This window comes from Desulfovibrio mangrovi (genome assembly GCF_026230175.1).
Lineage (GTDB): Bacteria > Desulfobacterota > Desulfovibrionia > Desulfovibrionales > Desulfovibrionaceae > Halodesulfovibrio > Halodesulfovibrio mangrovi.
The window spans coordinates 697,417-712,558 of sequence record NZ_CP104208.1 but is presented as its reverse complement, the minus strand read 5'-3'; the positions used below and the strand labels follow the sequence as shown (position 1 = coordinate 712,558).

General features: G+C 57.1%; 11 protein-coding genes. 4 read left to right on the top strand and 7 right to left on the bottom strand.

From position 1 onward, the window contains the following. Nucleotides 1-109 precede the first annotated feature (109 nt). Nucleotides 110-1,867, top strand: a complete 1,758-nt coding sequence (locus N1030_RS03305) for a motility associated factor glycosyltransferase family protein (RefSeq protein WP_265827653.1) — start codon at nt 110-112, stop codon at nt 1,865-1,867. Nucleotides 1,868-2,005: 138 nt separating this feature from the next. Next, nucleotides 2,006-2,290: an MTH1187 family thiamine-binding protein gene (locus tag N1030_RS03300; protein WP_265827651.1), complete on the top strand. Its 285-nt coding sequence runs from the start codon at nt 2,006-2,008 to the stop codon at nt 2,288-2,290. Nucleotides 2,291-2,293: 3 nt separating this feature from the next. On the opposite strand, the gene N1030_RS03295 is transcribed toward N1030_RS03300, so the two are convergent. Continuing rightward, nucleotides 2,294-3,739, bottom strand: a complete 1,446-nt coding sequence (locus tag N1030_RS03295) for an MATE family efflux transporter (protein WP_265827649.1) — start codon at nt 3,737-3,739, stop codon at nt 2,294-2,296. Nucleotides 3,740-3,917: 178 nt separating this feature from the next. On the opposite strand from N1030_RS03295, the gene N1030_RS03290 reads away from it, so the two are divergent. Together N1030_RS03290 and N1030_RS03285 are read left to right on the top strand one after the other, a co-directional pair. Then, on the top strand, nt 3,918-4,526 hold the full coding sequence (locus N1030_RS03290) for a phosphatase PAP2 family protein (protein ID WP_265827647.1): 609 nt from the start codon (nt 3,918-3,920) through the stop codon (nt 4,524-4,526). Between the two features lies 1 nt (nt 4,527). After that, nucleotides 4,528-6,468 (top strand): ArnT family glycosyltransferase, encoded by a 1,941-nt coding sequence (locus tag N1030_RS03285; protein ID WP_265827645.1) that lies wholly within the window; start codon nt 4,528-4,530, stop codon nt 6,466-6,468. Between the two features lie 1,005 nt (nt 6,469-7,473). Here the strand turns inward: N1030_RS03285 and sucD are convergent. The 6 genes from sucD to N1030_RS03255 all read right to left on the bottom strand — a co-directional run bounded on the left by sucD (nt 7,474) and on the right by N1030_RS03255 (nt 14,993). Then, nucleotides 7,474-9,558 carry a succinate--CoA ligase subunit alpha gene (gene sucD / locus N1030_RS03280; RefSeq protein ID WP_265827643.1) on the bottom strand — a complete coding sequence of 695 codons (2,085 nt, stop codon included), beginning with the start codon at nt 9,556-9,558 and terminating at the stop codon, nt 7,474-7,476. Between the two features lie 334 nt (nt 9,559-9,892). Then, a complete protein-coding gene (locus tag N1030_RS03275; RefSeq protein WP_265827641.1) occupies nt 9,893-10,621 on the bottom strand; it encodes a lactate utilization protein in 729 nt (242 codons plus the stop codon). Nucleotides 10,622-10,659: 38 nt separating this feature from the next. Further along, nucleotides 10,660-11,784 (bottom strand): tetratricopeptide repeat protein, encoded by a 1,125-nt coding sequence (locus N1030_RS03270; protein ID WP_265827639.1) that lies wholly within the window; start codon nt 11,782-11,784, stop codon nt 10,660-10,662. Nucleotides 11,785-11,914: 130 nt separating this feature from the next. Next, nucleotides 11,915-13,234 (bottom strand): histone deacetylase family protein, encoded by a 1,320-nt coding sequence (locus N1030_RS03265; protein ID WP_265827638.1) that lies wholly within the window; start codon nt 13,232-13,234, stop codon nt 11,915-11,917. A 92-nt stretch (nt 13,235-13,326) separates the two neighbouring features. Further along, complete coding sequence (gene tmk, locus N1030_RS03260; protein ID WP_265827636.1) at nt 13,327-13,968, bottom strand: dTMP kinase; 642 nt, start codon at nt 13,966-13,968, stop codon at nt 13,327-13,329. Next, nucleotides 13,953-14,993 (bottom strand): 3'-5' exoribonuclease YhaM family protein, encoded by a 1,041-nt coding sequence (locus N1030_RS03255; protein WP_265827635.1) that lies wholly within the window; start codon nt 14,991-14,993, stop codon nt 13,953-13,955. The genes tmk and N1030_RS03255 overlap by 16 nt, the downstream gene beginning before the upstream one ends. Nucleotides 14,994-15,142 lie beyond the last annotated feature (149 nt).

Below are 15,142 nucleotides of genomic sequence, written 5' to 3'. Positions count from 1 at the left end.
ACCTGACACAACAGCCCAGAATGGCCTTATTCCCGCATACACGGCAGCCTGATTTCCTTGCAGATCAGGAGCTCCAACGTTCTGGCAATCTTCTTGCATTATCGCGCGCATGAAGTACTCGCCATTCTACACACTGAACCTTGGGGCCATGGCCACACTGCAGCAGCCAGCTGCCGCGTGGCTCAAAGCGCAACAGCCCGATCTTGCGGACATCGACACCCGCATCGGATTGAACCGCTGGGAGATTCTGGACTTCCGCCTGAAAGACGGGCGAACCATTTTCGAGTCCATGCCTCCAGGCCCGTTCTATCAGGGGTGGATTCCACGCGAGCAGACGCCTCTGGATGCGACCTTCGTCATCGGCAGCAATCTTGGGTACGGCATCAACCAGTTGCTTTCCAACACCCGCGACACCCACAAGGTGTATGTACTGGAGCCTGACCCCGAGATCCTCGCCGTATGTCTAGGGCAGACGGACTACCGCCCCTTCATACAGATGGGCAAGTTGGTCTTCCTGCCGCCGGACCGCAATCTGCTGCTGCAGACCGTGCGCAACTGCGACACCCAGTTCCTGTTCGGCAAGATATACATGCGGGCAGACATGCCAAGCCAGCAAATCGGGCCGGACTATGCCTACTGGACCCGGGAATGCAAGGAGATGCTGGAGCATCTGAGTGTGGAAATGGGCACCCTGCGTCGTGCGCAGGACATCATGGTGGGGAACGAACTGAACAACTTCCGCCGTGCGCTTTCCGACGGCACCGTAAACCCGCTTCGCGATGCGGGTAAAAACCTCAAGGCCGTCATCGTAGGTGCGGGCCCTTCGCTGGCCGCAAATGGTCCGGCGCTGGCGAAGATGCAGCATTCCGCGCTCATCGTCACGGCCCTGCAGACCCTGACAGCCGCCCAGCGAGTCGGCATCAAACCGCACTTCTGCATGTCCATCGACTTCAGTGACAGCATGTTGAATGTCTTCAAGCAACTCGATCCGGAGTTCGTCCGTGACATTCCGCTCATATACTCCACCAAGACCAAGCAGGAAGTGGTGAACCAGTACCCCGGCCCCACCATTCCGCTGTGGACCGTGGGTGGCCTTGCCACCTTCATCGCGGGAACGGACGATCTCGTGCTGGACGCGGCGGGCAACGTTTCCGTGGCGCTTATGCGATTCCTGCACTGGATGGGCGTCAAGGATATCACTCTCGTAGGACAGGACTTCGCCTGGCGGGAAACCACCCACGCGGCAGGCCACCATAGTTCGCGCAATACTTCGCAGTACATCGAACTCAAGGACTTGGAAGGCAATCCCATCCGCACCAGTATGCAGTACCTGACCTCCGCCCGCGAGATGGAACAGGATATCAAGCAACTTGCTCTCAATGTGCGCAATATTTACGGCGGCGGCTATGTCATTACAACTGCCTCCAACAGTTCCCTTGAACAGGCTGCGGAAGAAGGGTTCCTGACCTCGGAAGGTCCTGCGCTGGAACTTTACCGCCTGCGCATGATGCAGGCCCGCACCGCATGTGAACAGCCCGTTTTTGAAGAGCGTGGCCCGAGCTGGCGCACGTCGCTCCGCCATGCCCACAAGCGCATGGAAAAGCTCTTCAAGAAAGCGGACCGCAACCATGAAGAAATCCGCTCCCTGTTCGGCAGCCTTCATATGTTCCTGCGGCAGGACCCCATCTACCTGCCCTACCTCTACAATGAGATCATGGACATTGCAGGGCTGCGGGACGGCGTGACCCGTTATACGGCCAAGGAAATCCAACGTTTCAAGGCCGTTTCCAAGAAGGTCATGGAGAAGGTGGAATTCATGGACTACGTGCTCGGAAGCCGGTCGCTGAAAGCACACAGGGCGGCATAATCTCAGATCAGCCAAAAAAACAGGCGGGAGCGAACTTGTTGTTCACTCCCGCCTTTTCATGTTTCAGGGAACAGGATACAACCCGCTGAACGTATCCGGGCAACTTCGCTCACACCAGCATCTTTCAGGAGCAATTCCATGTCCGTCATTGCCGAGCTTTCCATCTTTCCCATGGACAAGGGCGACAGTGTCAGCCCCTATGTCAAAAGGGCCCTCAATGTGCTGCGGTCCAGCGGCCTCATGTACCAGCTCAACCCCATGGGCACAGTCATCGAAGGCGACTGGGACAGCGTCATGGCTGCCGTGAGCGACTGCTACAGGGCGCTGGAAACAGACTGTGACCGCATCTACATGACTCTCAAGATCGACGCCCGCAAGGGGCGTGAATACGGCATGCTCTCCAAGGTTGCCGCCGTGGAGTAATACCTACTCCAGAGATACGCACTTGCGTTCCGGATCCTCACGAACCGGTTCCGCCGCCTGCTGCGATGTCTCGATGACCAGCATGGTCTTCCACGGTCCGTAATGGAAACGCCGGTAGGCAATGGCGGACAGGGCAACCACATAGAACGTGAACACGGCCCACAGCCCGTTCAGACCCACATTAAGGACCTGCTGCACGAAATAGAGCGGCACCGCCAGCAGCACAATGGCACTGAAGGCCATGGCCCACATGACATAATGCGTGTCGCCTGCGCCTCTGACTGCACCGAAATAGATAAGGGCCGAGGAGCTGAGCAGGCTGTAGCAGGCCACAAAGCGCAACAAGACAACGCCCTTGTCCTGCACCACGGCAAACCATGCCGCGCTCATATCCTGCGGACGAAACACATCCAGCAGCCACTCCGGCACAACAACAAAGAGTACGGCCATACCGCCCATCCAGAGCATGGCGATGTGCAGCGTGCTGGAGGTAGCCCGCACAGCATGATCTGGCCTGCCGCTTCCCAGCGCTTGCCCCACCAGCGTGGATATGGCGATGTTGAGCCCGATCATGGGCAGAAAGGCCACCGTATCCAACGAGAACACGATATTGGATGCGGCCAGCTCTGCCCTGCCGAGCCTGCCCACGATGAAGATGAAGAAGCCCACGGCAAAGAGCTCGAAAAAGCTGTTCACTCCACTGGGCAGACCGAAGCGCATCATGCGTCGGAACAGGACCGGATCAAAGGCCCGCGCCCGCCATACGGCGAAGTCGCAATCGTTCTCTTTGGTGAATACAAGCCAGCAGTACATGACCAGTTGCATGCCCCATGAAGAGGCCGTGGCGATGCCTGCACCGGCAATGCCCATCTCGGGAAAAGGACCAACCCCGAAAATCAGCATGTAATCCAACGGAATGTTGATAGCCGTGGCAATAAGGTTGACCACCATGTTCGGCTTGGTGATGCCGCGGCCGGAAAAGAAACAGCCTACGCAACTGGCCGCCAGCGCAAGGCCGCTGCCCACGGACAGAATGCGGAAGTATGTCACCTCCTGCCGGAATACGGATTCGCTATGCCCGGCAAGCCTGAACAGAGGCTCTGCAATAAGGGACATGGAAGCCAGCACCACAGCACCGAAAATGGAAAAATATATGGCCTGCCAGAGAGCGGCACCTACGCGGGAACGCTGCGCCGCACCGCTGTACTGGGCGATAAAGACATTGGAGTAGCTGCCCACCCCGATGAAGAAGAGCAGAAAAGTCAGGTTAGCCATGGCCGCAGGCATGGAAGCGGCTATGGCATCCGCGGAATAGTGGCTGAGAAACACACGGTCGGTGAATTCCATGAGCGTGGTCGAGCCAAGGCTGACCACAAGGGGCAGACCGACCTGCAGAACATCTCTATATCCTGCGGGTTCGTGCCATCGTTTTCGCAATGCGCTGAACATAGGTAATCCTCCCGGAACGGGAATGTGCTAGAACGTGAAAAGAACGGGGAATACTCAAAGTAGCTGAAGGGCCTACACGCGGAAAATATTATCGTCAATAGACCGTTACATATTTTTGCATTTCCCACACCGCCCAGCTTTTCCTTCACTTGCGGACGGTTTCGCCGTATAAGGCCCCATGCGTTACAGCTACCCCATTACACAACATATTCTGAGCATTCTGCCGCTTTGTCTGCTGTTGCTCGTCATTACCGTGACCATCGGAACCTCGGCCGAAGTTATCCCTTTTTTCCGGACCTTCCGCGCCGCACACCCTGAGGTCACCTACTATATGACCTTGCTGACCGACTTGGGCAACCCTGCCTATTATGTGATCTACGCAGGCATACTGCTCGCAGCCCGCAAACATCGCGACGCCAAGCTCACCCGCTTTGTCATCGCCTACATACTCGTACAGCTGGCCGTCTCCTTCCTGCTGGTGCGCTTCTTCAAGATCGCCATCGGCAGACCCCGCCCCGGTGTGGACGGCCTGTATGTTCCGTGGTCCTTCGACTCCGCCCACAACTCACTGCCTTCGGGCCATACGGCGGAAATAATTGGCAGCACCATACCACTGACCTACTTTTTCAAGAACCACATAGTCCCTCTGCTGCTGGGATGCTACGCAGCCGCCATCGGCTTTTCCCGCGTATATCTTGAAATGCATCACACCAGCGACATTTTCTTCGGCATACTGTTAGGCAGTTTCTCTGCCTATGTCATACACACCATCTGGAACAGGGATTGAGATGACCGATTCCCCCGAGCGCCCCAAATCTAACGACTGGCCCATGCCCGACTCTTCCGACACGTCCGAAAAGAATGAACAGGCAGGCAGCCCGGAAGCCGGAAGCGCAGAAACGACGCCCCGGATAGAATCTGTGCAAACGGATTCCGCATCCGCCGAACATATCCCCGCCAGCGGCGAAGCCGATGCCGAGTCGCAGGGCGATACCAAAGCTGCCCCTGCCGCAGCAGAGGAAGACACGCAGCCAGCCCCCCAGCCTGTGCCGGTCCCCAAGGGCCTGCTGGATCACTGCTTCGACGCGCTGTCCTATCTGCCCATGCTCACCCTGTTTGCCATCGTGGCGCTGCAGACATGGTTCACGCTGGACAGCCGCGCCCTGTGGTTCTCGGATGAAATCCGCTATGCCAACGTCTTCGAACACGTCATCAATGCCAAAAAATGGATCGTACTGTACCTGAACGGTATCCCCTATCCAGACAAGCCGCCGGTCTACTTCTGGCTGCTCAAGGCACTCTACCCGTTCGTAGGTGAAGCATCGCCCAAGCTCTTCATGCTTGGCGCTGCAGTTTCCGGCCTGCTGTTCACGTGGGTTACCTACCTTTTTGCGCGGGCTCTCGGCGAAGACAAGAAGACCGCTTTTGCGGCCGGCCTGATACTGCTCTCCACCTTCTTCACGGTGGGCATGATGCACTACTCCCGCATGGACCTGCTCTTTGCCACGCTTATCACGCTCTCCCATCTCTGCCTCTTCAAGGGCTGGCAGAAGGAAAGCGCCTTCGGCTGGATAGTGCTCGGCTTCTTCTTCGCAGGTATTGCAACGCTTACCAAGGGCCCGCTGGGTCTTGCCTTCCCCATTATCTCCATCATTCTGTTCACCATCTGGCGATTCCGCTTCAAGCGCCTGCTCGGCTGGGACGTCGCCATCGGGTTCGGCGTCATGACCGCCGTATGTCTTACGTGGGTCAGCGCGGCCTACTTCACTGAAGATCCCGATTACCTGCGCAACATCTTCCAGCAGCAGATCATCAAGCGCGCCACGGACACCTGGCACCACGGACAGCCCTGGTGGTTCTACTTCGCCACCTTGTCAGGCGTAATGGTGCCGTGGACCTTCCTGCTCATCACCGTACCGTGGGAGCGCCTCTTCGGTGTCCAGTTCTACAAGAACCTCTGGGCCACCCGTCAACCCGAACGCATGGGCCTTGCCTATGTCTGGATTTCCCTGCTTTCCGGTTTTGGCCTGCTGTCCGCCATCAGCATCAAGCTGCCGGTGTACCTGATGCCCCTTTTCCCGCTGCTCGCCATTCTGAGCGCGCGCGGCTTGATGCGCCTCACGCCCGGACGTTGCCGCATGATGTTCCGCCTGTTCGCCCTGCTTTTTGCAGGCGTTGCCGGCGGCCTTGTCTATCTTGAATTCTTCAACAACCCCTTCCATGTGCAGCTTGCCGGTTGGGACTACCTTGCCGCCATTGCCGGTGTCTGTGCCGCCACCCTGTGGATTGCGGCCCCCCGCCGAGGCGAAGGCGGCCTGCTGCTGCTCGCAGCCTGCGTCACAGCCTTCATACTGCCTCTCGGCACCATAACAGCACCTTCGCTTGATGCCATCATGAGTCCCAAGGCACAGGCGACGATCATGCGCAGCTACCTGCTCAACGGCTTTGCACCGGCCAGCTACCGCATTTACTCCGGCACGTACTCCTACTATGCCAAGTCAAACATCTTCGAAACGAACGACTGGGCTGAACTGGACACCTTCGTGCAAGAACACCCCGATGTCGTTGTGGCCATACGCCAGAAACACTGGGAAGAATGGCCCAACAAGCCGGAAGGCATGCAGATAGTGCATCGCCAGATGCTGGTGGATCCCAAGCCCAGCAACGAATACCTGCTGGCCATCCGCCGCTCGACACCAGAGCTGGCAGCCCCGCCGGATATGGAATAATACCCATTGCCAAAACCTGAACAAGGCCGGAAGCGTCATGCTTCCGGCCTTATTTGTTTGCTGGCTCCCCAGTAAAGACTCACCCTTACATGGCGCATTACCGCACTGATTTCCGAACGCGAGACGTTCTTCTCTTCCCGCAAGCCACGTCCCCAATATGCTTCGCCCACCAGAATCCATCTCCCTACAGACATGCACACATGCAATACGTCACTTTCTGAAAAGTACAATTATGGAAAAAATCTGTCGCAACACAGCAAGACACTCAAGCAGCACAACACAAACATTACAAGAACTGAAGTTCACAACATGCAAATTGCATTTTGCAGTTCATAGTTGCAGCGTTTCATCTTGTTTCAATAAGATTGATCAATCAAATTATGCTTGATTAAAGGAATGATAAGCGTAGATTCGACTCCAGAGCATCTTTGAGTGTTCTTTCAACCAAGAACAGTAGGGGGAAATACTATGGAAATCGTAGTGGGAACCGCTCTTTATGCGCTAGCTGTCTCGTCTTGTGTCAAGGTCATGCGCGCCACCTCAGACCTGCTTTCCTTCCGCCGCCGCACCCTGTGCAGCACCGGCGACAGGAAAAACAGATGCCGCCCCATGTACCACCAGCAACAGCATCTGTGCCTCAGCAGCATGTGCACGCAAACGCGCGCCACATGCCCTCACCACCTCCGGTACCATGCCTAGGATTCGCGCAACAGATTTCATATTCGCAGGCTAACCGACACCTTGCTTCATCTGCCTTTGCATCGGACTGTGCTCCTCGACAGCCCCACCCAAACCCCATACAAAGCAGATGAACGCAGACAAGGGGCAACGCAATCCGGGCTCGCGTTGCCCCTTGTTCTTTTCTATTCAGGGCTCTGCTCGCTTCAGTCTTACCGAGACTGCAACGACAGTATCAATGCGGACGTCAAAGGGCCTGTACCTGACAGCCGAACATCCGAGTCTTGCGGTTAAAAGAACTGAGACTCCTGCGTCCGTCTCCCCCCCCTAGCCCATGGCCTTCTTCACCAGTTCTGGCAGGCGGGCAAGGTCGGGACAGATGGTGAATCCGGCATCACGCATGGCCTGCAGCTTACCTACCACACCACCGGTCTTTTCATCCAGAATGGCTCCTGCATGCCCCAGACGCTTGCCGGGAGGCGCAGTGCGGGCAGCGATAAAGGAAATGATCGGCTTCTCGAATCCTGTCTCACGCACATAACGCGCCAGCTCTTCTTCCGCGGAGCCGCCCACTTCACCCAGCACCAGCACCGCATGCGTATTGTCGTCATCGCGGACGATTTCGCACAGGTCGATGAAGTTGGTACCAATGAAAGAATCACCGCCGATCCCCACGGATACGGACTGGCCGATGCCTGCAGCAGACAGGCGCGAACAGGCCTCATAGGTGAGCGTGCCTGAACGCGAGAATACGGCCACATGACCGGGTTCGAACACATATCCCGGCATGATGCCGATCTTGGTCTGGCGGGGCACAATGACACCGGGGGTATTCGGCCCGATGACCCTTGTCCGGGACGGGGGGATATTCTTGAGTGCGGAAAGCATGGCCGACTGGGCAATGCCTTCCGTAATGCATACCACCCACGGCACCTCCTCCGCTGCTGCTTCCAGCACGGCGTCCGGCGCAAAGGGAGCGGGTACGAAGATAATGGAGGCATCAATCCTGTGATGCCTGCATGCCTCGTGCACCGAGTCATACACCGGCACGCCGAGTACCTCGGTACCGCCCTTGAAGGGAGTGACGCCAGCAACAATACGGGTGCCGAACTCCTGCATCAGCTGCACATGGCGCTGGGCAACTTTGCCGGTAATGCCCTGCACCAGCACGTTGGACCCGGCACCAAGACCAAGCCCGATGCTGCGACCGGATTCAATGCGGCCCACGGGCGGCTTGGGAGCAGCCTCTTCAATGAGCGGATAATCGTAGGTGGGGGCATCCTGCGGCTTGATGGTACGCAGGTGCTCCAGGGCTTCATGCATTTCCGTGGCGATAAAGATGTCGGGATGCGCGGCTTCCTTGAGCAGGCGACGGCCTTCCTCGGATTCGAAACCGGCCATGCGGACAACAAGCGGCTTTGGCGAACGATTCCCGTCCAGCACGGCAAGCAGCGCTCTGGCCACTTCAGCACAGGAAACAATGCCGCCGAACAGGTTGATGAATACGGAGCGCACATTGGTGTTCTGGAACAGAAGATCCAGTGCCCGTTGCATGCGTTCGCGGTTGGCGGCGCCCCCAAGGTCCATGAAGTTGGCGGCAGTCAGGCCGTTGAAATTGAGCAGGTCCATGGTGGCCATGGCAAGCCCTGCACCGTTCACCAGAATGCCCACCCAGCCTTTGAGTTCCACGTAGCTGAGGCCTGCTTCACGGGCGAGAGTTTCCTCGCGGGAATAATGCTCGGGGGTGTAAAAGCGCTCCAGCGTGTCGGGGCGCATTTCCACCACGTTGTCATCAAGCTCCACCTTGCCGTCCAACGCCACCCATTCGCCTTCTCCGGTCAGCACCAGCGGATTGATTTCCGCCAGCAGCAGGCCGTTGTCGCGCACCGCGGCGTAGAGCTTGTTGGCAAGATCGCGGAAGCCGGGCCAATAGGCCTTGTCCACACCCATTTCAAAGAACGCGGCCCGCAAATGATGATCGCGCAAGCCCGCGTCGATGGAAACACGCTGAATGAGGGGTTTTTCCTGCCCGGAGGCATTTTCGACCTCCATGCCGCCTGCACGGCTGGTGGTCAGCAGAAGATCCTTCCGCTCGCGGGAAAGAACAAAGGAAAGATAGCATTCCTTGCGGATATCCGTTGCAGGTTCCACACGGATGAAAGGCACGGGATGGCCCTTGATGGTCATGCCGAATATCCTGTCAGCGCATTCCTTGAAGGCTTCCGGCGTTTCGGCACGCAGAATGCCGCCCGCCTTGCCGCGCCCGCCAGTAAGAACCTGCGCCTTCAGGTACCACGGCGCGGGTATGGAGGCAGGCACCTCCACGCTGTCAGGAGTAAGGAGCACCCCTTGGGGTACGTTGATTCCAGCCTCGCCAAACAAAATCTTGCTCAGGTGTTCGTTCAGGAACATATCTCTCCGTCCGGTGATGAATGGTTGCTACATCGAAGTTCCGGGCCGTCGGAGCTGGATTGGCTACAGTGTGCTGTGTGCGGTTTCTTCCTCCAATTCTCGAACCTGCGCCCTGAGAAAACGGACGCAAAGGGCGGGGCACACTCTCCTGCGGGCGGTGCGGCATAGCCGGTGCGCCTGCAGGTCTCTCTCCCGCTGAACGTCTGACGTCCTGGAGTCCAGTCGCGTACTTGAGAGCACACGCCGGACCATCCCGACAGACCATACACAATCGGCAGCTCTCCGTAAGAAGAACTGCCGATATGTTTGCTACAGTATGATCGTTCAGACGCTCCTAGAATCCAGCATCTTCATTTATCAGTACAATACGGATGCGCCCCTTTGGGAAGGACTTCTCCGTTATCGTCCATATATTGCAGATACGATCAGGGCTTGAACAGTCCATGCAGCGCGATGTCTGGCGGCACGGGGTCTTCTTGTTCAGGCGCATGGCATTCACGGGGGCAACGTATTCCTTGATGCGGGTCATGGCATCCTGCACGGTATCAACAATCTTGTTGCGCCCGATGAACAGCACTACGTGGTTGGGCCCGTAGTTGATGCCGCCCACGCGGTTTCCGATCATATCCAGATTCACCAGCTTGCCGCATTCGGTCACGGCGTTGGTCCCGGTGAGAAACACGTCCGCAAGCAGAGAAAGCCTGCGGCGGGCCAGCACCTCTTCCCGGGTGAGGGACTTGTCAAACGTATCAATGACCTCAAGGGCGGGGTTGGCGCGAACTGCATCCACAACGCCCGTCGCCGTGAGTGTCATGGAACCGCCAAAGGTAACGGTCTTGGCATCCTTCAGCGTGGGAAGAATGGTCTCCAGAAACACCTTGCCCGCCGCTTCGGTGTTCTCGGCAATGAACACCTCGAAATTATTGGCCTCCAACGCCTCCTTCAATTCCTCAAGACGCATGGTCCAGTAGGTATCGATGGGAGAACAGGGCTCCCTGGATGCAGGCGTGACGGCCTTGGTGTCTATTACTACATTTTCTGCGGGGGTCTTTTTGCGAGCCATGAGAGTATCCTTATGTCTTACTGATCAATAATGCAATATTACGGCAGATTGTTGCGGTAGGGAACGCCCTGAGAATAGCCTTCCAGACGGGACGCCCATTCTTCAAGCTGCGCCCTGGGCAATCCGGCCTGCTGTCCGATGAAAATTGCCTGTCTCTGCGCCTCAACAGCCTTGATGTACTCGCCTGATTCGGCAAAGGCAGCCGCCAGCGTATCAAAATACCCCGGAATGGGACCGGCGGAAAGCTCTATGGCTTCCTTTGCCATCTTCACAGCGCGGGCTCCATCGCGTACGCCCGCATCAGGACATGTAGCAAGGAACCATGCATACTCATTAAGAATATATGGATCAACATTGCCCTGACTGTAGGCGGCGGCCATATCCGCCGCTGCCGCGTGGTACTGGCTCATGGCAGAAAGCGTATACGCCCTGCCAACCAGCAATTTCACGGACTTGGGATGCAGCGCAATGCCCGAAGCGAAGTCTGCCAACGATTCATCATAGCGTTTGAAGGCGCGCAACACGTTGCCGCGATTTACCAGAGCTTCCTCAAATGCGGGATCAATAGCGATGGCGCGGGAAAAATCAGAAAGGGCTTCCTCATACCTGTCCAGCGCCAGCCGGATCATCCCGCGGTTATTGAACAGCGCAGGCGTATCCTGCGCCACAACAATCACATTGGTTATGGCATCATCGGCCTTTGCATGCAGGCCGAGGGAATGCAGCAGCAAAGCGTATTCCATGCCGAGATCAATGTTCTTCGGGGCAAGGGCCGTTGCCTTGCCGAACCAGTCCAGCGCGGTGGGAAAATCTCCCCGTGCCTGCGCCAGTTCGGCGAGGTTGCGGCAGGCTTCCCACATTCCGGGAGACTTCTGCAACGCCTTGGAGAAATCCTTTTCAGCGGCATCCAGCTGACGCAGCATCATGTAGGCCGTACCGCGCATGAGCCAGCTGCGGCCATTGCTCTCGTCGAGTTGCACTGCCTTGTCGGCGGCATCCAGAGCGGGACCGGGTTCCCCCTGCTGAACATGGGCAAGAGCAAGATAGGTCTGCGCAACGGATTTCTCCGCATCAGTCAGCATGTCCGAACGAATGGCTGTTTGCGCTTCGGCCTTCACCTTGTCCCACCGGGCTGTTGCGGCAAGCGACTCAAGCTGATTCACATCGGGTCGTACTTCCGCCTGTGCGGCTGTCGCAAAAACAGTCGTAGCAACAAGAAGCAGTAACCCCAAAAAGATATTGCCAACTCCCGAAGAGCCCTCGAAAAACCTCTTCGGGCGCGGAACAGATGCGCTAAAAACCATAATGCGTGTACTGCTTTTCCTTACGGTTGATACATTGAATATAACGGTAGTTGCCCTTTACATGGGCCTCTTCAAGCATTCGCTGTCCAAGTCCGAGGCAACGGTCGCAGGCGTCTATGGGAATCTGAATCCCCACGCTCAGCGGATTCACCGTGGACCAGGTTTCGATTTTGAGCGTACCGGAACAATCCGGACACATGACTACGGATTCCACCTGACTCTCGCTGATGCCGTCCGTATCGTAGTAGATATCCTTGGTCCGGACAAAGAACTCGCCGCTCACCTCACCCTGCTTGGGAACAGCAGGCGGATTACGATAGAGATTCAACAGCTCTGCAGACAGCTTCTCTATGTACTCGGTGACCTGCGGACTCTGTTCAATCGCTGCCGGATTAAGGTCAGGCTCTATCACATGATCGAAATCCAGCCCGGCCATGGCGAGGCAGATGCCCAGATTTACATAGGGCAACGCCCCCTGAATGGCGTAGCCGCCTTCAAGCACAGCAATGTCGGGATTGAGCTTCTTGTTCAGCAACGCATAGCCGCGCGCCGTGAAATTCATGTTGGTGATGGGGTCGGAGAAATGATTGTCCTGCCCTGCCGAATTGATGATCAGGTCCGGCTTGAAGTCTTCCAGAATGGGCAGCACCAGATGGTCTATGACATGCAGGAAGCCCTTGTCCGACGTATTGGGCGGCAGGGGAATGTTCAGGGTCTTGCCAAGCGCGTTGGGCCCGCCAAGTTCAATGGGGAAACCGGTGCCGGGATACAGGGTGCGGCCATCCTGATGGATGGAGATGAACAGGGTATTGCGGTCGTGCCAGTAAATATCCTGCGTACCGTCGCCGTGGTGGCAGTCGGTATCGATGATGGCGACACGCAACGGCCCGTACTGCTCTCGGATGCGTTCCAGCATCACCGCTTCGATATTGATGTTGCAGAACCCACGGTTGCCGTGAACCACCTTCATGGCGTGGTGCCCGGGAGGACGAACCAGCGCGAAGGCCTTGTCCTTCTTCTTCTCCATCACCAGTTGAGCGGCCTTGATGGCACCGCCCGCCGAAATGAGGTGGGATTTGGTGCATACCGTGGAGACATCGGGGATGCAGAAGTGTACGCGTTCCACGTCCTCACGGGTGGCGATCTCCGGCTTGTATTCGGTGATGCCCTCGATATCGAACAGCCCCTCTTCGCGCAGCTGATCCTGCGTATAGAGAAGGCGCTCTTCCCGCTCGGGATGGGTCGCGCTTATGGCCCAGTCGAACGCGGGAAAAAAGATGACGCCCAATGAATTCTTGGCCTGCAACATGCTGCCCCCTTATTTCCGGACTGCAACAAATACCACAACTCGCCTGACGCACGCAGGCACATCCCCTGCACCGCTCGCGTGAGTTCGCCCCCTTAAGCGGCGGGCTTCATCTTCGCAAGCACAGCGTTCTTCACCTGCTCGAACACCTCATCCGGCGACTTGGATGCGTCGATCACGGCAAAACGATGCCGGTTGACGGCGGCCCATGCCAGATATCCGTCTCGGATGCGGTGATGGAACAGCAGGGATTCCGCCTCGAACCGCCCTTCGGAATTACAGATTCCTTCGGCCAGATTGCGCGACATGGCACGCTTGAGGCCGATTTCGGGATCGATATCCAAGAGCAACGTAAGCGCAGGCCACAGCCCCTGCACGGCAACTTCGTTGAACTGATGCAGCAGCTTGGGGTCCAGCCCACGACCATACCCCTGATACACCACGGTGGAATCCGCATAGCGGTCGCACAGCACCACCATGCCCTCATCCAGTGCAGGTTTGATGACCTGACGCACGTGCTGGGCACGGTCTGCCAGATAGAGGAACAGTTCCGCCTCTCCTGTCAGGTCCGTGTTGGAAATGTCCAGCAGGATGGAACGCAACGTTCTGCCAAGACGGCTGCCGCCGGGTTCACGGGTGAGCACCACGCCGTGCCCCTCTTCCATGAGCCAGTCTCTGAGACGATTGAGAACGGTGCTTTTACCTGAGCCCTCGGTTCCTTCTAAAGTAATGAACATTGGTCTTCCTTGGGAATTTCGCGAGCCCCCTCGCGTTTTACGGTCTGCTTGGGTTCCGACTCCGGCGTGCGCGCGGGCTTGTACATATGCCTGCCCAACGTGGTCTGATAAGGCGTCCAACCGGTGGCGGTATCGGAAAGATCGGCGAACAAGCCCCGTACCTGTGCCAGCTTTGCATCAATGTTATCGGCATAGTGCAGCACCATTGCCTCCGGCGTGGCAGGCAGCACGGGTGACCCCCATTCCTTGGTGCCATGGTGTCCCAGGACGATATGCTTGAAGTGCATGACCAGCTCCGGTTCCAGGCCGGACTTCTGCAGATAGGGTTCAGCCTTTTCCAACCCGATGCTGATATGCCCTATAAGACGTCCTTCATCGGTGTAATCATTGGCAATGCCGCCAGAGAGTTCCCATGCCTTGCCGATATCATGAAAAATGGCACCAGCCAGCAGTACCTGCCGGTCCAGTTCGGGGTAATGGTCACACAGACGCATGCACAGTTCGCTGACCGAAAGCGTATGTTCCAGCAAACCGCCGGCGTAGGCATGGTGCACATTCTTTGCGCCGATGGCCGTCTTGAAACGCCGGACGATCTCTTCATCCTTGAATACGGCGTTCATGAATTTCAGCCACGGCTTATGCGTGAAGGTGCTGCGGCACAACTGCATCAGGTCGGCCATCATATCATCAGGATGCCGCTCGGAAGCAGGCATGAAATCAGCCATATCAAGCGTGGCCAATTCCTCGTCCGTCAGAATATGCATTGCATCGATATTGATATCGAGTTGATCCCGGAAGGTAGCAGCACGCCCGCGCACTGAAACAATCATCCCGGCGGAAATATTTGCAAATTGCTGACTAAGCGGGCTCCACACTTTGGCTCCTACGGAACCCGAGGCGTCTGCCAGCTCAAGCCGCCAGAACGGGCCGTTACGCGCCTGCCCCTGCGCCGCCAAGGTGACGGCAAAAATGGACCCTACCTCATCGTTGGCCGAAATATCGCGAATGAATTGAGTTTTCTGCATGTCCGTCTTATGCTTTTGAAGCCGGTCGGAAACGGGCAACACTACCACCCTTTCTCTGACCGTCAATTTCACATTACCGATCCATGTTTTCGGCGGAGATGTCAATTTCTATCCCTAGATTGTCTACGCAACCGGACACTTGCATAACG